Annotated in this window: 17 protein-coding genes; 3 read left to right on the top strand and 14 right to left on the bottom strand. The window is 43.0% G+C overall.

Translation table 11 applies throughout. The features are described 5' to 3' along the window. Positions 1-84 precede the first annotated feature (84 nt). Entirely contained in the window at positions 85-1524 is a 1440-nt protein-coding gene (locus M1F26_RS07830) for a catalase (RefSeq protein ID WP_180359540.1), read from the top strand. Between the two features lie 44 nt (positions 1525-1568). On the opposite strand, the gene menE is transcribed toward M1F26_RS07830, so the two are convergent. From menE to M1F26_RS07800, 6 genes are all read right to left on the bottom strand, one after another. Next, on the bottom strand, positions 1569-2978 hold the full coding sequence (gene menE, locus M1F26_RS07825; protein ID WP_153673328.1) for an o-succinylbenzoate--CoA ligase: 1410 nt from the start codon (positions 2976-2978) through the stop codon (positions 1569-1571). Continuing rightward, positions 2966-3937 (bottom strand): o-succinylbenzoate synthase, encoded by a 972-nt coding sequence (gene menC, locus M1F26_RS07820; protein WP_004259867.1) that lies wholly within the window; start codon positions 3935-3937, stop codon positions 2966-2968. The genes menE and menC overlap by 13 nt, the downstream gene beginning before the upstream one ends. Next, positions 3937-4794: a 1,4-dihydroxy-2-naphthoyl-CoA synthase gene (gene menB / locus M1F26_RS07815; protein ID WP_004259866.1), complete on the bottom strand. Its 858-nt coding sequence runs from the start codon at positions 4792-4794 to the stop codon at positions 3937-3939. Before menB ends, menC begins: the two co-directional genes overlap by 1 nt. Before the next feature lie 12 nt (positions 4795-4806). Then, positions 4807-5571, bottom strand: a complete 765-nt coding sequence (gene menH, locus M1F26_RS07810) for a 2-succinyl-6-hydroxy-2,4-cyclohexadiene-1-carboxylate synthase (RefSeq protein ID WP_140172575.1) — start codon at positions 5569-5571, stop codon at positions 4807-4809. After that, the gene (gene menD / locus M1F26_RS07805) at positions 5571-7244 is read right to left on the bottom strand and encodes a 2-succinyl-5-enolpyruvyl-6-hydroxy-3-cyclohexene-1-carboxylic-acid synthase (protein ID WP_140172576.1); all 1674 of its coding nucleotides are present in this window, start codon (positions 7242-7244) and stop codon (positions 5571-5573) included. The genes menH and menD overlap by 1 nt, the downstream gene beginning before the upstream one ends. Positions 7245-7363: 119 nt before the next feature. Next, positions 7364-8698: an isochorismate synthase gene (locus tag M1F26_RS07800; protein WP_140172577.1), complete on the bottom strand. Its 1335-nt coding sequence runs from the start codon at positions 8696-8698 to the stop codon at positions 7364-7366. A 745-nt stretch (positions 8699-9443) separates the two neighbouring features. Between M1F26_RS07800 and M1F26_RS07795 the strand changes: the two genes are divergently transcribed. Together M1F26_RS07795 and M1F26_RS07790 are read left to right on the top strand one after the other, a co-directional pair. Continuing rightward, on the top strand, positions 9444-10652 hold the full coding sequence (locus M1F26_RS07795; protein ID WP_180359541.1) for an alpha-xenorhabdolysin family binary toxin subunit A: 1209 nt from the start codon (positions 9444-9446) through the stop codon (positions 10650-10652). 11 nt (positions 10653-10663) lie between these two features. Next, positions 10664-11647, top strand: a complete 984-nt coding sequence (locus M1F26_RS07790; RefSeq protein WP_004259854.1) for an alpha-xenorhabdolysin family binary toxin subunit B — start codon at positions 10664-10666, stop codon at positions 11645-11647. A gap of 56 nt (positions 11648-11703) precedes the next feature. Here M1F26_RS07790 and nuoN read toward each other — a convergent pair whose 3' ends face one another. The 8 genes from nuoN to nuoG are packed head-to-tail and all read right to left on the bottom strand — an operon-like array spanning position 11704 to position 21669. Further along, positions 11704-13164, bottom strand: a complete 1461-nt coding sequence (gene nuoN / locus M1F26_RS07785; protein WP_094962296.1) for an NADH-quinone oxidoreductase subunit NuoN — start codon at positions 13162-13164, stop codon at positions 11704-11706. 6 nt (positions 13165-13170) lie between these two features. Further along, positions 13171-14691 (bottom strand): NADH-quinone oxidoreductase subunit M, encoded by a 1521-nt coding sequence (gene nuoM / locus M1F26_RS07780; RefSeq protein WP_110591909.1) that lies wholly within the window; start codon positions 14689-14691, stop codon positions 13171-13173. Between the two features lie 19 nt (positions 14692-14710). After that, on the bottom strand, positions 14711-16552 hold the full coding sequence (nuoL, locus tag M1F26_RS07775; protein ID WP_140172579.1) for an NADH-quinone oxidoreductase subunit L: 1842 nt from the start codon (positions 16550-16552) through the stop codon (positions 14711-14713). Further along, positions 16549-16851: an NADH-quinone oxidoreductase subunit NuoK gene (nuoK, locus tag M1F26_RS07770; RefSeq protein WP_004259841.1), complete on the bottom strand. Its 303-nt coding sequence runs from the start codon at positions 16849-16851 to the stop codon at positions 16549-16551. The genes nuoL and nuoK overlap by 4 nt, the downstream gene beginning before the upstream one ends. After that, positions 16848-17390 (bottom strand): NADH-quinone oxidoreductase subunit J, encoded by a 543-nt coding sequence (gene nuoJ / locus M1F26_RS07765; protein ID WP_004912236.1) that lies wholly within the window; start codon positions 17388-17390, stop codon positions 16848-16850. The genes nuoK and nuoJ overlap by 4 nt, the downstream gene beginning before the upstream one ends. Before the next feature lie 12 nt (positions 17391-17402). Beyond that, positions 17403-17945 carry an NADH-quinone oxidoreductase subunit NuoI gene (nuoI, locus tag M1F26_RS07760; RefSeq protein WP_004259834.1) on the bottom strand — a complete coding sequence of 181 codons (543 nt, stop codon included), beginning with the start codon at positions 17943-17945 and terminating at the stop codon, positions 17403-17405. A gap of 14 nt (positions 17946-17959) precedes the next feature. After that, entirely contained in the window at positions 17960-18937 is a 978-nt protein-coding gene (gene nuoH, locus M1F26_RS07755) for an NADH-quinone oxidoreductase subunit NuoH (protein ID WP_004912244.1), read from the bottom strand. Then, positions 18937-21669 (bottom strand): NADH-quinone oxidoreductase subunit NuoG, encoded by a 2733-nt coding sequence (gene nuoG / locus M1F26_RS07750; RefSeq protein ID WP_180359542.1) that lies wholly within the window; start codon positions 21667-21669, stop codon positions 18937-18939. The genes nuoH and nuoG overlap by 1 nt, the downstream gene beginning before the upstream one ends. Positions 21670-21724: the final 55 nt, after the last annotated feature.

Raw genomic sequence — 21724 nt, 5'->3', positions numbered from 1 at the left:
TAGTCGTGTTTTTTATTTTTTACAAAATATTAACTTATTAGTTAGGTTTGTGTAGTCATTTAATCCAAACAAAGGAGCATTGTGATGAAAAAGAAAGGCCTTACTACCGCCTCAGGCGCCCCAGTCGCCAATAATAATAATGTCATGACAGCGGGTAAACGTGGCCCAATGTTATTACAGGATGTTTGGTTTTTAGAAAAACTTGCCCATTTTGACCGTGAAGTAATCCCTGAAAGACGTATGCACGCAAAAGGTTCTGGTGCTTTCGGTACCTTTACCGTAACCCATGATATTAGCCGCTATACTCGTGCAAAAATTTTCTCTGAAGTAGGGAAAAAAACAGAAATGTTCGCTCGGTTCTCTACCGTTGCAGGCGAACGTGGAGCTGCCGACGCAGAACGTGATATTCGTGGCTTCGCATTAAAGTTTTATACTGAAGAAGGTAACTGGGATATGGTGGGTAACAACACCCCTGTATTCTATTTCCGTGACCCATTAAAATTCCCTGATTTAAACCACGTAGTTAAACGTGACCCTCGCTCTAACCTGCGTACAATGGAACATAAATGGGCCTTTTTCTCCCAATTACCTGAATCTTTACACCAGTTAACCATTGATGCTAGTGACCGTGGTATCCCACAAAGTTACCGTCATATGCATGGTTTTGGTAGCCATACATATAGTTTCATCAACAGTAACAATGAACGTTTCTGGGTCAAATTCCATTTCCGTTGCCAACAAGGTATTCAAAATCTGTCTGATGAACAGGCTGAGCAGTTAGTGGGTAAAGATAGAGAAAGTTCACAGCGAGATCTGTTTGAATCCATCGAGAAAGGGGATTTCCCACGCTGGAATTTGCAAGTGCAAATTATGCCAGAAAAAGAAGCTTCTCAAGTTCCTTATAACCCATTTGACTTAACCAAAGTATGGCCACACAAAGATTATCCATTAATTGATGTCGGTTATTTTGAACTTAATCGTAATCCAGACAACTATTTTGCTGACGTAGAACAAGCCGCTTTTAGCCCTGCTAACGTGGTTCCGGGTATTGGTTTCTCGCCAGATAGAATGTTACAAGGCCGCCTGTTCTCTTATGGCGATGCTCATCGTTATCGTCTTGGTGTCAACCATCACCAAATCCCAGTAAACACCCCACGTTGCCCGTTCCATAATTACCACCGTGATGGGGCAATGCGTGTTGACGGTAATAGCGGCAACCATGTGACCTATGAGCCAAATGAAGCCGGATTATTCCAAGAACAACCAGACTTTAGCGAACCACCATTATCTATTGAAGGTGCTGCTGACCATTGGGATCACCGCGAAGACCAAGATTATTTCAGCCAGCCACGTGCATTATATGAGTTGTTAGATGATGCCGAGCACCAACGTATGTTTAAACGTATTGCCGGTGAACTGATTGACGCTACTGAAGCCACACAAGTGCGCCAAATCGAGTTATTTAAACAAGTTCACCCTGAATACGGTGCGGGTGTCGAAAAAGCGCTAAAAGCACTAAAATAGTGTAAGTCATTAAGTGGTGGGGATAACCCCGCCACTATTTCGCCCTATTCTTTTATTCTCGCTAACAACCACTTCTTCACTTGTTGCCTAGACACTTTTATTCCCCCTGCTTTCAATTCAGGGTCTAAATAATAAAATGCCATAGGATATTGGTATGGAGCGAGTTTATCTTTTAACCAATCCGCCAGCTGATTTAAATCCACTGACTCATTTGCTTCAATAACCGCGACAGGACGTTGCCCAAATTGCACATCATCAATAGGTATAATAAAACTTTGGCTGACATCAGGATGTGAATTTATGACTGATTCGATATCTTCGGGTTGAACACATTCCCCGCCACTAATAAATAAATTATCTAGACGACCAACAACCTGATATTCCCCATCAATAAAAGTCCCTTTATCGTTGGTTTTAAACCAGTTATCTAGGCAATTTAATGGGTGAAGTTGCCCATCAAACCAATAACCCAGAGCCTGACTATCTGATTGAATTTGGATTTCATCATCCACAAGACGAACTTGCTTGCCTTTTAAGGGTAAACCGACACCTTTTTTACCGTCTGCCCGTTTCGCACAAACCGTAGATGCCATTTCTGTCATCCCATAGCCGCTCCAACAAGCAATACCATGCTGTTGAGCCAGATCCGTCAAGGTTGAAGGAATACTCGCTCCTCCCAATAAAACGGCTTTCAATGCGATATTAGTCACTGATTTATCATTTAATAAACGCCATAACTGGGTCGGAACTAAAGAGGCATGAGTGACCTCATGCAATGCTTGAGCCAAAGGAAGATTTTTGACCGCAAGTGAGCCACCTTTAAGAAGCCAGCGCCAAACAATCCCCTGACCAGATACATGGAATAACGGCAGCGATAGTAACCAACAATCTCCTTGCTGGTAATTCATCAGATTAACAACACCTGCTGCACTATTTAAGTGCGCAGCGACACTGTGAACAGCGGCTTTAGGTAGGCCTGTCGATCCCGATGTTAAAATCAACGTAGCGGGCTGCTGAATAACCTCTTGAAAAATAACCGGAGCAACCTCTTCATCACTAATAAAATGGTAATAAAGTTGATAATCTAAATTACGATAATTTGCTAACAGATTTGATTCATCAGTAAAATCAATAACTGAGCTAACATTAAGATGAGGTAATAATTCTGCTAACAACCGTTCTGGGAGGCGGGGATTTAATGGTAAAACACGAGCCCCACAAGCAATAAGTGCCAGCTGACTCAGTAATAATTCAACTGAATTTTTTCCATGTAAAACAATACACTGCCCCTGCTCTACGCCTTGCATTAAAAAGTAAGTTCTAAGGTCAGTAATTTGTTGGCTTACACTTTCCCAAGTCATACTTTGGGACTCTGTGACTAGAGCGATTGAGTTCGGACGAAGATTGGCCCAGTGTTGCCAAGGCCAATCTTTAAATTGTGCTAACTCTGCCATACAAGCGTTAAATCATCTAACTGCTGAAGCGGAATATCACATTGTGGCCAAGGCCGTACCAATTGAGATTGAATAAGTGATACCGTGTCTAAGCCTGGAATGGTATTTGGCGTTAGCCAATGCGCTACACGAGCAAGTTGTGTTAAACCAAAACTACTTTCAATGGATGAGCTAATCACAGCTTGTAACCCTAAGCGATGTGATTCTTCCACTAAATAGCGGCAATATGACAAGCTGCCTGTCAGGGTCGGTTTAATGACTATCGCAGAAACCCCTTCCTGCGCTTCTACCATAAAGCCTTCCTCACGTACACTTTCATCCCAAGCAATACTAATGCCAGTATCTGCTGCAAATTGCAGTGACTCTTCACGGGTCTTACACGGCTCCTCTAAAAACGCAATACGACTACGGTAGTCTGGATTAACATATTTAGCAAAACCGTCGGCTTTTGTTCGGGTCCAACTGCGATTCGCATCCAAACGCAGTTTCAGTTCTGGAACTGCCTCTAGTAACAGGTTAACCACCATACCATCACGTACCGCTTCATATAGACCGACTTTAACCTTAGCGACTTTCTCACCTTCCATTGCATCAAGGCTTAAGATTAAATCGTCAGGATCACCACTACATAAAGGCGCTTTGCGGTAATCCGCTTGTTCAGGAAGCTCCCCTGCCAGCTCCGCTAGAGCGCAGCTGCAACCAAAAGCCACAGAGGGTAATAAACTATTAGAAATTTTGCCTTCTTTCACCCATTCATTCAGTCGCTTAATAGTTTCTGCGGTTGCTTCTTCTAATGTTTCACGACTGAATTCAGGTAGAGGCGAAATTTCTCCCCAACCTTCATTATCCCCATCTTGTAAACAGACTAAAAGCCCATCACGCGTTTTTAGTCGCTGATAGCGAAGGATAACGCCTGCCTCCATCGGCAGGCTGAACGAATAAATACGGGCTTTACGCATTATGGATTACGCTTATATTTAGAGAAGTCTGGAGCACGTTTTTCATTAAAGGCGTTACGGCCTTCTTGCCCTTCATCTGTCATATAGAACAACATAGTGGCATTACCTGCGAGCTCTTGCAGGCCAGCCTGACCATCACAATCTGCATTCAAGGCGGCTTTCAAGCAACGTAATGCCATTGGGCTGTTCTCTAGCATTTCACGACACCAACGCACAGTCTCTTTTTCTAAGTCAGCATAAGGAACGACAGTATTAACCAGCCCCATATCCAACGCTTCTTGTGCATTATACTGGCGGCACAGGAACCAGATTTCACGTGCCTTTTTCTGCCCAACAATACGTGCCATATAAGACGCACCCCAGCCACCATCAAATGAGCCAACTTTTGGACCAGTTTGGCCAAAGATTGCGTTATCTGCAGCAATAGTCAGGTCACACATCATATGTAACACATGACCACCACCGATAGAGAAACCGGCGACCATTGCCACCACAGGTTTTGGACAAGTACGAATTTGACGTTGAAAATCTAATACATTTAAGTGATGAGTACCACTTTCGTCACGATACCCGCCGTAGTCGCCACGAATTTTTTGGTCACCACCGGCACAAAATGCTTTTTCACCTTCACCCGTTAAAATGATAGTTCCAACTTGGTCATCATAGCGTGCATCAGATAGAGCTTGGATCATTTCTTTCACGGTTTGTGGACGAAAAGCATTACGCACTTCTGGACGATTAATCGTAATTTTTGCAATCCCTTCAGGAGATTTATGATAGCGAATATCTTCAAACCCTGTAGAGCAATCTTGCCATTCAATTGGTGCGTATAATTTTTCTTCGCTTGGATAAATCATTATCAGATTCCTTTAACCACAGTGTGATAAAAAATGGTGTAGTGCAGCTACAAAGCCCATTGGGTTTTCCCGATGCGCATTATGCCCTGCATTTTCAATTAGCGTTAACGGTAATTCATATTGTTGCGAAACGCTTCGAAACTTTTTATCCTTTTCGCCACAAAAATAACGATAAGGACAGGTCAATTGATGCAATTTGTCCGCCAAGAAAGGTTGCTTTGCTAATGATGTATTTTCTAGCATAGCAGCAATACTGTGCGGGTTATTTTGCCGACGTAACTGAATTAAATGTTGGCGCTGAGTGGTCGACAAATCAGCAAATACAGCTTGTTGATACCAATCATCTAACACTTCTTCGATGGGTTCTGAACGAAAACGTTGTGCCCATGCCTTATCATTAGCCGCCCGAGCAACTCGTTCTTGTTCATTGACTAATCCCACATTGCCCCCCTCAATCACTAAACCTAATAATCCGTTAGGCTGATAGTGACAGGCAAAATGCATCGCTAACCGAGCACCGAGTGAATAGCCAACCAAGTAGTATTCATTAATTTGATGATAATGTAAAAGAGCGCTGAGTTGTTGATCAAAATGTGAAAAACCTTGGCATGGCTCTGAGTGAGAACCGCCATGCCCTGGTAAATCCACCGCTAACGATGGAAAAGCACGTGTTTGTTCAATCACAGGTAGCCAGTCATCGGCACTACCTAACAAGCCATGCAGCCAGATGACCCAAGGAGCAGATGAGACTGAATTATGTCTATGGGCAGATAACATTACAGTTCCACAACTTCATTCAATAGTTGTTTTAACGTACGGGCGCCTTCATCACTTGCCACCTGCAATTCCACCAGCAATGTGCCCTGTTGACGGCGCCAAAATTGTTGAACGGTATTTTTTAGTGTTGTCCAGTCTGTCGGCGCACAGTATTGTAAGCCAAACATTTTCGCCGCGGGCTCGAAACTGACATTTTGCGGCATACAGTAATAGTTTTGTCTTGCTTCGTCTGGTGTAGGTAACATAGAAAAAATTTGCCCACCATTGTTATTCACCACGATCAGAACGGTGGGTGCTGAAGGCTCACGCAACAAAGCCAAACTATTCAAGTCATATAGTGCAGAAATATCCCCAACAATAGCCAATGTTGGCCATGCTGTTGCCCGTTGAACACCTGCCATGGTAGAAATCAAACCATCAATACCACTCGCGCCCCGGTTACTATAAACAGGATAGCCCAATGGAAGTTGTGCTAGTGCATCTACCAAACGGACAATTAAGCTGTTGCCAACAAATAGTTGGCCTCGTGGAGGCAGCAGTTCAGGTAATTGGTGTGCAACTGCGGCTTCTGAAAACTGCGCTTGTAAGCGTTGGCGCACATGGTGTTGAGTTTTTTGCACTAAAGTGGGCAGCGACTCACACCACAAGCTTCTCGGCTGTGCAGGATGGTTATCTAGCCAACCCTTGATTGAACAGGTTAATTTTCTTCCCTTATGATTGGCTGGGTCTAACCGCTGAGGTATTGAGTCGATAATCCAATACTCTTGCGGCTCACAATTGGCTTGCCATTGTAAGAGCCGTTTTCCCGTTAAGCTTGAACCAAACTGAATGACTAATTCCGCATCTTTTAAAATAGACTGAGTTTCTGGATGTTGTAGCCATAAGTCGGCACATGGAAAAGGTTGTCCGGTTTGAGACAGCACATCACCGAGTACTGGCCATCCAAGTTCCTGTGCCCATTTTGCAACTAACTCCCCTTCACTCGCTGTCATTCGCCCTGCAATCACAACGCCTTTTTTCTGACGCCAAAAATACCAATCCGCAACCAATGCGACGGAATGGGTTAATGGCTCAGTTAACCACGGGTGAGAAGAATTCCACCATTCTCCAAGTGTTTGCTGCCACTCATATTCCCCATCCATTTCACCATATAGTGGCTCTGCAAATGGACAATTAATATGAAAGCCACCATGGTGTAACTGGTTCATGCCATTATCAATCGCGGTGACCAACCATTTCGCTGAAATATCTTGCGTCGGCCGTGGCAACATTAATGATTGAGAGGGGTGAGACGCAAAAATATGTGTTTGCCGAATAGCTTGATTAGCACCGCAATCAATCAATTCTGGCGGTCTGTCAGCGGTAAGAAAAATCACCTTTTCCCCTGTTAAACCGGCTTCAATTAATGAAGGGTAAAGGTTTGCAACAGCTGTACCAGAGGTAACGATAACCCCTACAGGCTCATGACTGGCTTTTGCTAAACCTAGAGCTAGGTGCCCTAAACCACGCTCATCGAAATGCGTATGGCAATGCAATTTACCATGGTTAATCGCCGCAAGGGTCAAGGGTGTTGAGCGCGAACCAGGCGCAATACAGATGTGTTTCATTCCGTGGCGAGACAGTGCTTCGATAATCACTTCAGCCCAACGGAGGTTAAAAGCAGAATTCGACATAATATGCTCAGCAAATTATTAGTTATCAATTAGTTTAGACTGGCTGAAATAAATTTCTTGATCTCAGGACAATTTTTGATGAACTAATTGAAATAAAAAAGAAAATAACCATTTTTATTTTATGGTTTTTCGTTATTTTCAAATAAAGACTTTAGCCCAGCCGCTTTATTTTCAATTTCTATCCACTCTTGCTCTGGGTCTGAGCCACTGACAATACCAGCGCCTGAATATAATGAGACCTGTGCACCCTCTATTTGCGCACAACGTAGAGATACCGCGAATTCACTTTTATTTAAGCTCATAAAACCACCCGTTCCTGCATACCAGCCGCGAGAAAAAGGTTCATTTTTGGCTAAAAATTGCCGAGCGACTTTTCGTGGCAAACCACACACGGCAGCGGTAGGTTGGAGGCGTTGTAAACAATCACTATCAGAAGGGGTGATTAGCGTTGCAACAATTGAACGATAAAGGTGTTGAATTTTTCTTAAACGAATAACTTTTGCTGAAGACACATCTACCCCAGTCACTGCCCCTTGCAATTGTTGACAAATATCATCAACAACCACTAAGTTTTCATGTTGGTTTTTTTTATCTTCCATCAACCATTTAGCGTACTCTGCTGCGACTGCATCATCAGGGTCATTAGCGACGGTTCCCGCTAAGGCCTCAGAATTTAATTGGCCATCTTGACGTAAATATAAACGCTCGGGGGTTGAAGAAATAAAACCAGAATGCGCGTTGAAGGCCATCATAAAATGGTAGCAATGATGATTCACTTGCTGGCTTTGTGCTAAAAACTGAGCAACCGCAATGGGTCTAGACAGGGTGAGTTTTGTTTCCCTTGCCATAACCACTTTTTCCATTTTCCCTGACTTCATATCATCAATAGCGCAATTTAATAAACGGCACCATTCATCATGAGTAGGAATATGTTCTTGCGCAGTAATATCCGCATTCAGTGCCAATGTCACTTGAGAAGCGGATTTTAATTGCTGTAAAAGATGAATGGCATTTAAGCGATCTTCTTCACCTTCTATATTGATGCTAACGTTAATCATTGAACGTAGTCGATGAATTTCAATACGAGGTAAAAAACAAAATGTTGCTTGACGTTTTATCTCGTCAGGGATCCCATCCCCGACGGCATTCCACCCATTAAGCCCCCATAGGCGCATTTCTGGTATATCAGGGTATTGCGATAAAAAAGCTTGAGCCTTATCTATCGAATCAAAAGATTTCACCATGCCAAGAGCACTACATTCTTCAGCTCCCGTCCGTTGATACCAGTAAAATTGAGGGTAGCTTTCTTGCACTGATAGCCATGAAAGACCAGGGAAAGCGGTCTGCGCATCCAATTGCCAAACAAAACGAATAAACTCTTGGTTTTTTAGTGTCAATGTAGACAAATGATCCAAAATTTCAGTTATCAGTTGATCAATTTTTTTATAGTTCACTTTAGATTCCCACTGCTACATCACACAAATTCACTACGCGTTATTATATAGCGCAAAACCATTTTTTAATACATTGATGACTAACAGTAAATGCTATGTCACCGGTTAAGCACTAAAAACAGATTATCTGCAATAAACAAATTGTTTTTAGTACATCACTATAATTATCGCTTATGCCCCAAATGACGATAGTCAAGAGAAATCACATCAAAACCAACCTTGTTACACGAATAGAGGTTCAGGTTGTTGATAGTATAGCTTATTATATATATTACACGTCATTCCATTCATTTAATTAATGGAAAATGTGATTTTATCCCCTTTCTTCTTTCCTTCCTCTCGAAATTGCTTCATTTTCATCCAATAAGAATTCCATTTTGAAACATAGTTATATTTAAGCTGCAAACCTATATTCCATTACAATTCTATTTAGCCCTAAAAAGTAAAACCACCGTAAATTTTAATTATCATCATATTTTTATGCGTTATTTAATTTAGTATCACTATAGATGATTTCTAAATATATATAATACAAAATAATATTTTAAACATGTATTGACTTGTTCAAAGTGCTATTTTTTAGCTCTGTTTTTCATTTTTTAGTATAAAACTTTCAGCCAATTTCTAGTAGGTTAACAAATATGAAATTTATATTTTTATTTACAATAAATAGGTAACTCAACCATACAATAGTGCTAATACAAATTAGTGTTCAATCCTTAACTTAATCAACATGGATTTTAAAATGAATACAAAAGAAAATTACGACAGAATTATTGAAAAAGAGCATATAGGCCATACAACCTTAGCTTTATTAACGAATCAAGATGCTCTTTCAACCCGCGAAGTCGGTATTTTTACATTAGACGATTTAATTAGCATACATCGCCATGTTTACTTCTCTCTTTCTTTGCCTTGGAAAAAAAATGATATTCTAAAATGGTTTGGTATTACCTCATCAACCACTTTACCAATAGATACAGACGAATTAATTAATACCATTATCAATATTCGAGATCATGCCAATACCTGGGATAATGTCGAGCAACATGTTAAAGAGCAATCTGTCAACCTATCTCTAGTTAGCCGAAACATTATACATACAGGAGGGCAGATTATTGAATATATAAACCATATGCCTATATTGAAAAGAGTATCAGACAGTTTGAATGATATTAATGAAAGTGAGTTAGATGAAATATTTTATCAAAGCGATGACCAACAAATAGCGACTGAACTAACTAATATCTTACAATTAATTAAAGATGATATTAAGGAGCAATCCATTAAGACAAGTAATATTAAAAATATCATTTCAGATTTTAGAGTACATATTACAGGTGGGTATCTATCTAATTATCAACACGTTGAATCATTATTGTTTAATATTAAAGGGCTATATAATCAACTTGAAACTACTGATAATGAAATTACAGATACCTACTTACAAGAATTACTTAAAACGAAAAAACAGGAACTACAGCAATTAGAACAAGAGTATTCACATTTTGTAAAACTCAGCTTCACCGGCTTAGCAGGTGGTGTCATCGGTCTCATTATTACTGGTAGTATTTTTGGCTCGAAAGCTGAAAAAATTCGAGCAATAAAAAATGAAACATTAGCAGAAATAAAATCAATTAACGATCAAATTAACAAAGAAGAACTCATCAAAAAAGTTATCTTTGATATTCAAATTAACCTCCATAAAATCGATGGTTTCTTTAAAGATGCACGGTTAGCCGTTGACCATTTAGATTATATGTGGCTTGTCCTCCTAACTGAAATAACCCAATCAATCGAGGTTTTCAAAAAAATCAATAACGCTGATAAACTTATTAAATTCATTACTCACTTCAAACGAATTGTTACATCCTGGTATACCATTCAAGAATACTCTACACATTTAATAACGTTATTTGAACAAATTCAACCAAATAGCACCCCCCCTCAATAAAAGGTACTCATATGCAAGATAAGCTTGATTTACCGATATTGCCCTCCATTGATATTTATCAGTTAAGGCATATGTCAAATGAAATTTCCGCATTTAATAAAAATATAATACATTATGACTTTATCATACACGGAAAGATACAAAAAATTGCAAGTAAGACTTTCAATATAAATGAAACAATCAGAAACTCGATACCGAAGCTAAAAATAAAATTAAATTATATTTTAAAAAGTGAATTAAATAGTGAAAATACAAATATACCTGACGGAATTTTAGTCACAAGCTTTATTGAAGATTTAATTGATTTTAAATTAGAGCTAGAAAGAATAATTACCAAATTCAGTTACACCACCGACTCTCTATCACTCATTCATGTGGAAGAAAGCAACCAACATAAACTACAGCAATACGCAGAACAAAAAGAACTCCTAGTCACATCCAAAAATAGTAAAATGCTAAAAATAAACGAAATCAATCAGCAACACTCCGTTATTACCGCAGCAGAAGATATCATCTTAAAATCTAAAATCACTGATTTCTTAAAAAAACATTTGTTAAATGATGAGTTAATTGACTCAATTGATATGCCAACAAATAAAAAGCAAATATTAAAGTCAGCCATTGCTTTTATTAAAAATTTATTATCAGTCATTGATGATGGTTTAGAATTTGCGCAACTTGTAGAGGTCAGGCTAGATTTAGGAAACCAAATTTTAGAATTAAAGGAAGAAGTTAATCACATTGATAAAACAATATTTAAGCTTTCTCAACTCATGCTCTTATCAGAACAAATCACCGCTATAGATTCACATAAATTATCAATTATTACTCAGATAGGCCTCATTAAGAATTATTGGTGGGAATGGTGCCATTTTATTAATGAAAAATCGTCTGAAAAAACAGTGAATATTCAAAAGATCAATACCGCAAGCCAAGTACTAATGTCTTTTTTAGATGATATGGAATACCAATATCAGCGTCAGTTACCTGATTAAAAAAAACCGGCTACTCAAAAGTAGCCGGTTTATCAACTATAGGAAATTTTGGCCTATTAGTTAATCACAGCAAGTGCTGTTGATGTCATATCAATAAGAGGTTGTGGCCATACACCAAAGACAATAACCGCAATGGCGCAAATAACAGCAACAACGGTCCCTAACGTTGCTTTTTCAGGGCCTGTATAACGTTCTGCATGTTCTGCATCACGGCTATATAGGCTAGCCATAAAGCTTAGGTAGTAATATAAACCAATTGCACTACCAACCACTACAGTTCCTGTTAACCACCATAACTCTGCATTCACCGCAGATGCAATCACATAGAATTTACCAATAAATCCTAATGTAATTGGAATACCCGCCAGCGACAGCATCATCACAGTCATTACCGTTGCTAGAACGGGTTTATGCCAGAACAGCCCACGGAATGCACTGAAATCATCCTGGTCATCACCACGATAAGGACTGGAAACGATACTCACAACACCAAATGCGCCTAAGCTTGCAAACAAGTAACCCACTAAGTAGATTGCGATAGTCACTTGTGACGCTACTGGGTCGATACGTAACGCAACAAGGGCAACGAGTAAATAACCCATATGCGAGATAGATGAGTAACCCAGCAAGCGTTTTGCGCTTTTTTGTGTGATAGCCAGTAAATTACCAAACAAGATAGATGCTATGGCAATCACTGAAATCACAATCGCTAACGTATTGCTGTTGGCAATTGGTGCTTCCAAAAAGATACGCACTAATACGGCAAAGATAGCGATTTTACTACCCGTTGCTAAGAAAGCTGATACAGGTGCAGGCGCACCTTGATAAACGTCTGGTGTCCACAGTTGGAATGGAAACAGTGACAGTTTAAAGCCAAAACCAACAATGAGCATACCGAAACCAATCATCACTAATGGGGCGTGAATTTGGTTATCAGAAAGACTTTGACCAACAGCTGCGAAGCTTAAGCTACCCGATTCCGCATACAGTAACGCAATTCCGAATAACAGGAATGAAGACGCTGCTGCAGATAACAGCATGTACTTGATCCCAGCTTCTAATGTGCGACTGCGCTCAAAGGTATAGGCAACTAAGCCAAACAGTGGCAATGAAATCAGTTCAATACCGATAAACATCGACGCCATATGGTTTGACATAGATAACAGCACACCACCTGCCACCGCGATAGCAACTAACAAGTGGAATTCATCTCTATTGTCGCCAAAACCTTCCAGCCAGTGGTAGGCAAAGATGCTGGTACCGATACCTGCAATCAGGACTAATGCACTATAGAACAGCGCAAAGCCATCAACACGGATAAGCGAAGTCACATCCATTAGGTAGCCGTCGGCTACCCAAATCAGTGAAAGCAACGCAATAACAAAGCCAGATACTGTCAGCGCGGCACTGGTAAGGTGATCGCGTCGCCACGCAATGGACAGCATCACAACCACCGCCGTCAACCCGACGATCATCAGTGGTAGTATTGCGATCAGTTCTTGAGGAGTTATTGTCATGGCGAATTACAGCCCTAATGTTGTAAGTGAAGCAGAATACAGGTTATGCAATGTTTCCATCGAACCAATTGATGTATCTAAAATTGGTTGCGGGTAGAAACCGATGATAACCAGTAATACAGCCAGAGCCAGCAGCACACCAAACTCACGCGCCGTTAACCCTTTCATTTCTTTTTCAGACTTAGGTGTACCGTAGTAGGTCTGTTGCATCATCCACAGTGAGTAGATAGACGCAAACACCACACCAAAGACCATAATACAAGTCACTAACGTGAATTGGCTGAAGCTGCCAAACAGGATCATAAATTCACCAATGAAGTTACCTGTACCTGGCATTCCTAGCGTTGCCGCAGCAAAGAACAGGGACATTCCTGGTAACCATTTAATGCGTTTCCACAATCCACCCATCATGCGCATATCACGCGTTTGCGTACGTTCATACAGTTGGCCACTAATGATAATCAGTGCCGCACCAGACAAACCGTTGGTAATCATTTGAACTACAGCACCTTGGTAGGCCAAGGTTGAACCCGCGTAAATAGCGACTGTCACAAAGCCCATATGGGATAAGCTACTGTACGCTGCAAGACGTTTGATATCCGTTTGTTTGAATGCCAACCATGCGCCGTAGAAGATACTGATCACACCCAGCGTCATCGCCACTGGCGTGAACTGGATAGAGGCTTCAGGGAACAGAGGCAAAGTAAAGCGTAACAGGCCGTATGCTGCGGTTTTTAGCATGATACCGGAGATATCCACGGAACCCGCTGTTGGCGATTGTTCTTGGGTATCTGCCATCCAACCATGGAAAGGAACCAGTGGCATTTTAACGGCAAAGGCGATAAAGAAACCTAACATCAACATAAACGCAACGTTACTAGACAGTTCTGCGCCTAACAGTTGGTTATAATCGAATGTTAATACGCCTGAAGTATTGTAATTCGCTAGTGCCAATCCAATGATGGAAACCAACATGATCAAGCCACTTGCTTGCGTATAGATAAAGAACTTAGTCGCGGCTTTGATATGTTGTCTGTTTTCTGACCCTTTGTGCCCCCAATTGGCAATCAGGAAGTACATTGGGATCAGCATCATCTCCCAGAAGAAGAAGAATAAGAACAAGTCAACCGCGGTGAAAATCCCCATCACACCTGTGATAATCCACAGCAGGTTAAAGTGATACGCACCTTGGTTCTTCTGGTTTTCACTCCAAGAGCTCAGAATCGAGAAAGCCCCCATGATAGCCGTTAATACGACCATCAGCAGTGATAAACCGTCAATAGCTAAATGAAAGTCAATTCCCAGTGACGGGATCCACGGCATAAAGAAAACAGATTGCCATTGTGGAATCCCTTGTGGATTAACAAGAGAGTAATTCCCTTCTAACCACAATTGCACGGAGAGTATTAATGTTATTCCCATCGTCGCCAGTGCAATCCAGCGCGGTGCGCGATGACTGAACCGGTCAGCCTGCCAGCTTAGCAGGCCTCCGATGAAGGGAATGAGTATTAGCCAGGGTAATAGCATGGCGCAATGTGTCCCTTAATTAAACCAAAAGCAGCAGAGCAAGAATCAGCACTGCACCCAGCCCCAACGAGGCAACATACCAACGGATTTGGCCGTTTTCACTCACTGCAAGCCCTTTATTTGCCCAACGTGAAAGATGTGCAGGGATATTCATCAGAGAGTTAATCGGATCGCTTTCCAGTAGCCATGCAATACCTTTAAACGGTTTTACAAAGACTACGTCATACAGCCAGTCGAAGCCCCACGCTTGGTACCACCATGCGCTGAAGAAACGACCCACCGCAGTTTTCGCGATAGCATCGACTATTGAACGTCTAAACAGGTAGAGGAATACCGCAATTAATAGACCAGCGATAGCAAACCCGCCAGAAATCGCTTCGAGTAAGACTTTACCGTCTTCACTGCCCGCCGCTTCTGCAGGGAATACCCCTTCGAGTGGTTGGTGGATTAATGCACCAACAAACGTTGCAAGGATAGCCAAAATGCCCAGTGGTAATGTGTGAGTGATGCCTTTAACCTTATGCGCTTTGATTTTTGCTTCACCGTGGAACACGATGAAAATCATACGGAAGGTATAAATTGCGGTCATTAATGCACCGAGGATACCTGCCCACAACAACACAGTTTGTCCATCAAGCTGTGCACCCCACAAAATTGCATCTTTACTGTAGAAACCTGCGGTAAACAGTGGCAATGCTGCCAGCGCGCTTCCGCCGATTAACATCACAGCGTAGATAAATGGAATTTGCTTACGCAGCCCACCCATCTTGAAGATATTTTGTTCGTGGTGGCATGCCAAAATGACTGAACCTGCTGACAGGAACAACAGTGCTTTAAAGAAAGCGTGCGTCATCAGGTGGAAAATCGCAGCATCCCAAGCTTGCACACCGAGAGCCAAAAACATATAACCGATTTGGCTCATCGTGGAATAAGCAAGCACACGCTTGATATCGGTTTGAACCAGTGCAGCAAACCCTGCCAGTACTAATGTCACTGCGCCCACAACGCCAACTAGATGTAAAACTTCTGGCGCTAATAAGAACAGAACGTGGGTACGAGCCACTAAGTACACACCGGCCGTTACCATGGTTGCGGCGTGGATCAATGCTGAAACTGGCGTAGGACCCGCCATCGCATCTGCCAACCACGTTTGCAATGGTAACTGTGCTGATTTACCGACTGCGCCACCTAATAACATTAAGGTTGCCCAATTGATCGCACTCGAACCTTCAGCAAATTTCTGAGGTGCTAACACCGCCATTTCGCTGAAATTCAATGTGCCGAGCTCATTCCACAGGATAAACATACCAATTGCGAGGAATACATCACCGATACGCGTGACAAAGAACGCTTTCATTGCGGCTTTACCGTTTTCTGGATTGGTATAATAGAAACCAATCAACAGGTAACTGCACAGCCCTACCCCTTCCCAACCGAGATACATCAGCATCATGTTATCAGCGAGGACTAAGACCACCATACTCGCGATAAACAGGTTAGTGTAAGCGAAGAAACGTGAGTAACCTTCCTCGCCACGCATATACCAAGATGCATATACGTGGATAAGGAAGCCCACACCCGTTACCACACCTAACATGGTCAGTGACAGGCCATCTAACATTAGAGTGAATGGGATATTAAAGGTACCGACAGACATCCAAGTCCAAAGTGGCTGGATGAATACGCTACCTGCGTCTTGAGCTAAAAATTCATTGCCAGCATAGAATGCGACGACGGCCGCTAAGCCAACCGACCCCGCACCAATAATGGCCGAAACGTTTTCTGACCAGCGTCCACGAGAGAAGGCTAACAGCACCGACCCCAGTAAAGGCAACAGAATAGTTAAATAGAGTAGGTTCATCCGCGCATCTCACTGACTTTATCAATATTCAGGTTCTGACGATGACGATGGAGTTGCAGTAACAACGCCAATCCAATACTCGCCTCCGCTGCAGCCAATGTAATTGCCAATATATACATAATTTGGCCGTCTGGCTGCCCCCAAAAACTCCCTGCAACCACAAATGCCAGTGCAGTTGAGTTAATCATGATTTCCAGTCCGATCAGCATGAAAAGCAGATTACGGCGAATAACAAGGCAACTGAGCCCCATCACAAATAAAATCGCCGCTAAAATCAGACCGTGTTCTAGAGGTATCATTTTTGTTCCTCCGCCTTCTCGATGCTGACAAGGTCAGCGCCGTTTTCTTTACGGTCACGTCCAACGTGGAATGCTACCACTAAACCTGCGAGTAATAACAAAGATGCCAATTCGACAGCCAGAACATACGGCCCAAATAGGCTAATTCCCACTTCTTTCGCCCCAATGATGGTGCCCTCAATGCCTTCTTGATAAGACAACGAGGTAATGCCGTAAACTAAGATAGCCAATAAAACCGCGGATAACACCGCAGGGCCAATCCAGTTTTTCGGCGTCAACCAAGCGCGCTCTTGTTCTTGAACAGAACGCCCTAAGTTGAGCATCATCACGACGAACACGAACAGGACCATAATGGCACCTGCATATACGATGATTTCCAACGCCCCAGCAAAATACGCGCCGAGGGAGAAAAACACCATTGACAGAGCCAGCAGAGAAACAACCAGATACAACAGTGCATGCACCGGATTTGTATTCGTTATCACCCTTAAAGTTGCTAAAATGGCAACTAGACCGGCGATATAAAATGTAAATTCCATGAATATCGCTCCTTATGGCAACAGGTCTTTGACGTTGATAGGTTTCGCTTCGTTATCCGCTTCACCTTTGTCTTTACCTGCAATCGCCATACCTGATTTACGGTAAAAGTTATAATCAGGATATTTACCCGGACCTGAAATCAACAGGTCATTTTTCTCGTAAACCAGATCCTGACGTCTCCAATCGGCCATTTCAAAATCAGGTGTTAATTGGATTGCCGTGGTAGGGCAAGCCTCTTCACACAGACCACAGAAAATACAGCGCGAAAAGTTAACGCGGAAAAATTCAGGGTACCAGCGGCCATCTTCGTGTTCAGCTTTTTGCAGTGAGATACAACCCACAGGGCAAGCTACCGCACACAAGTTACATGCAACACAACGCTCTTCACCGTCTGGATCGCGCGTCAACACGATACGACCACGGTAACGGGGTGGCAGATAAACCGGCTCTTCTGGATACATTTGCGTTTCGCGTTTATCGAACGCATGTAGGCCGACCATCCAAATACTACGTACTTGGGTGGCGAAACCGACCAATAACTCTTTCAATGTCATGGTTCAATCACCCCTTACTGAGCGTTGTATAAAATCACTGCTGCAGTACCCAGCAGATTAAGCAGTGTCAGCGGCAGGCAAATTTTCCAACCGAAAGACATCACTTGGTCATAACGTGGACGCGGTAAAGAGGCACGGATCAAGATAAACATCATCATGAAGAAGCCAGTTTTGATAGCAAACCACAAGAATGACGGCAGGAATGGACCATGCCAGCCACCAAAGAACAGCGTCACAATCAGTGCAGAAACCGTTACGATACCGATATACTCACCGACGAAGAACAAACCAAACTTCATACCTGAGTATTCAACGTGGTAACCATCCGCAATCTCTTGTTCTGCTTCCGGTTGGTCAAACGGATGACGGTGACATACCGCAACGCCCGCTATCGCAAAAGTCACAAAACCAAAGAACTGCGGAATAATATTCCACATGCCTTCTTGGGAGTTCACAATATCAATCAGGTTGAATGAACCTGCTTGTGCAACCACACCCATTAAAGAAAGGCCTAAGAACACTTCGTAACTCACGGTTTGTGCTGACGCACGCATCGCACCTAATAATGAGTATTTGTTGTTACTTGACCAACCTGCGAATAACACCGCATAGACAGCGAGACCCGCCATCATCAGGAAGAATAAAATCCCGATATTGAGGTCTGCAACATGCCAAGTCGGGCTAACAGGGACGATGGCAAATGCTAAGAACAGTGAACAAAACGCAATCACTGGTGCAAGCGTAAAGATTTTCTTGTCAGCAAACTGCGGGATCCAGTCTTCTTTAAACAGCATTTTGAACATATCCGCGATTAACTGGCCCATCCCAAACGGACCCACGCGGTTAGGGCCATAACGGTTCTGGAACAGACCGAGAATACGGCGCTCTCCCAGACTCATGTATGCCCCACAAGTCACAACAACCAATAAAATGACGACAGATTTAAGGATGGAAATTAATACTTCCATCACTTCAGGAGAAATCCAATCCATCATGCTCCCCTCCGCAGATTATTGACTGACACGCCAGCCATTGAAGGTGCGATACCTGGCATTCCTAACGGTAAGCCAATTTGACCTGTAGACAGGTGATTACTTAGGCGGACAGTCAAGTTAAACACTTGACCTGCATGGCTAAACTCCGCTTTAGTTCCTGCTGACAGGCCGAGTGACGCAGCATCTTGCGTGTTCAGCATGATATAAGGCTCAGGCATACGCTCTTGAATTACTTCTGACCGCTGTGACATTTCATCACTGCCGAACAGGTGGTAATAAGGTGCGACAACCCACTGAGCTTCATTGGCTTGATAAGCCGCTGGAATTTCAGTGAAGTAAGCCAATTTACCTTCTGTTGAATTGAACAAACGGATACCCGGGTCACCAAATAACAGGTGCCCCCCCACTTCGGCTTGGAATTTGTTCCAGGCTTGTGGTGAGTTCCAACCCGGCGCCCATGCAAATGGAATTTGCTGGCGTGGCGCGGTTGGGCTGTTGTTCCCTTCCATTGAGAAAGCAAATGGAGAGTCAATATCTTGCGGTTGACGAGGTTCATGAACAGATTGATTTGCTAGCATCGCTGTACGACCACTGTAACGATGTGGTTCACGCGCCAGTTTTTGACCACGAATACGGAAAGACGCTTTTGGTGCAGCATCTACCATACCCAAGAATTGTGGCATTGCGGCAACACAATCTGCGATAACGTGATCAAGTTGCGACCAATCCGCATCACGCTCTTGCGCTTCAGTTTGCAGTGAATGCATCCAGCGCCAGCTTTCGTTCATCACGATAGCTTTATCGTAATACGTTGGGTCGAAGACTTGGAAGAAACGCTGTGCACGACCTTCTTGGTTAATCAACGTACCGTCTGCTTCAGCAAAACTTGCTGCTGGCAGAACTAATGTTGCTTTATCCATGATGTCGGTTTGCTGATGATCCGCTACAATCAAGTGGCTCAATTTCGCTAATGCGCTATTGACTGCATCCACGCTGCTGTGACGGTACAGGTCGTTTTCGATAACAATAGCCACATCCGCTTCGTTCGCTTCTATGCGAGCTAAAGCGCTGTCTAATGGCTGTGCATTCATCATTGCCAGACCGAAACTATTTGCATGAGACGCTAAGTAAGATAACCCAACGTTCGCACCTTTCGCTTTCAATGCGAATGCCACGTTAGCGGCCGCTTGGATCATTGCCTCGCTTGCACTATGGCTACCACTGATAATTAATGGTTTTTTCGCACTAGCTAATGCTTGAGCAATGGTTTCAACTTTGGCTTTTAAGTCTGCGGGTAAATCATTCACCGCAGGGGCTTCGCCATTAATCATATTGGCGATAGCAAAACCGAAGCGCGCTTGGTCAGCCACTGGAGCACGGTAATTGAAGGCAGCCACATCGTCTAAACGCGTATCATCAACATTGGTAATAAACAGTGGGTATTTTGCGTGTTGACCAATATTCATGATTGCCGCGATTTGCCAGTCAGCCACTTTTTGCGCTGCCGCCATCTCACGTGCTTTACCTTTCACCGCTTGGCGTACAGATAACGCCATACGTGCACCTGTCTGAGTTAAATCTTCACCCAGTACCAGTACCGCATCATAGCCTTCTACTTCACGCAATGTTGGCGTATAGATACCGCCGTTTTGCAGGATGTTTTGCATCAGCGCTAAGCGGCGTTGCTCTCCCGCAGAAATACCTGAATAGAAGTTTTCTGCTCCAACTAATGCGCGTAATGCATAGTTGCTTTCAACGCTAGCGCGTGGAGAACCGATACCAATCACTTTTTTCGCTTGATTGATAATTTGCGCACCACTTTGCATCGCTTCGATAGCCGAAATGACCTGCTTAACGCCATTTTTATTGAGTACGGCTTGGCGAGGGCGGTCTTTACGGTTGACGTAACCATAACCAAAGCGACCACGGTCGCACAGGAAATAGTGGTTTACCGAGCCGTTATAACGGTTTTCGATGCGACGGATTTCACCATAACGCTCACCAGGGCTAGTGTTACAACCGATACTGCACTGTTGGCAGATACCGGGTGCAAACTGCATATCCCATTTACGGTTATAGCGCTCTGAATGTGTTTTATCAGTGAATACCCCAGTAGGACAAACTTCAACTAAGTTACCGGAGAACTCACTTTCCAGTGTACCGTCTTCAGTACGACCGAAATACACATAGTTATGCGCACCATACACACCCAAGTCTGTGCCATCTGCGTAATCTTTGTAGTAACGAACACAACGATAACACGCGATACAACGGTTCATTTCATGACTAATAAATGGACCGAGGTCTTGGTTAATGTGAGTACGTTTCGTAAAACGATATTTACGCATGTTATGACCGGTCATCACCGTCATATCTTGTAGGTGACAGTTTCCCCCTTCCTCACAGACTGGACAGTCATGAGGATGGTTGGTCATCAGCCATTCCACAACACTTTCACGGAATTGTTTGGCTTCTTCATCATCAATAGAGATGTAAGTCCCTTCCGTTGCGGGTGTCATACAAGACATTACTAGGCGACCGCGTGTGTCATCTGCGTTCTGATACTGCTTAACCGCACACTGGCGGCAAGCGCCAACGCTTCCCAGCGCCGGATGCCAGCAAAAATAAGGAATATCTAGCCCTAGAGAAAGACAGGCTTGTAACAGGTTTTCAGACCCGTTTACGTCATATTCTTTGCCGTCTACATATATTGTAGCCATAGTCAGCATGCTTCCCAAAGGCCCGCATAAAGCAGGCGTTAATCAAAAATACGTTCTTCGTGAA

Source organism: Providencia sp. PROV048 (assembly GCF_033688165.1).
GTDB classification, from domain to species: Bacteria; Pseudomonadota; Gammaproteobacteria; order Enterobacterales; family Enterobacteriaceae; genus Providencia; species Providencia hangzhouensis.
The sequence above is the reverse complement of the archived record's forward strand: the minus strand, read 5'-3'. Positions and strand labels throughout refer to the sequence as shown.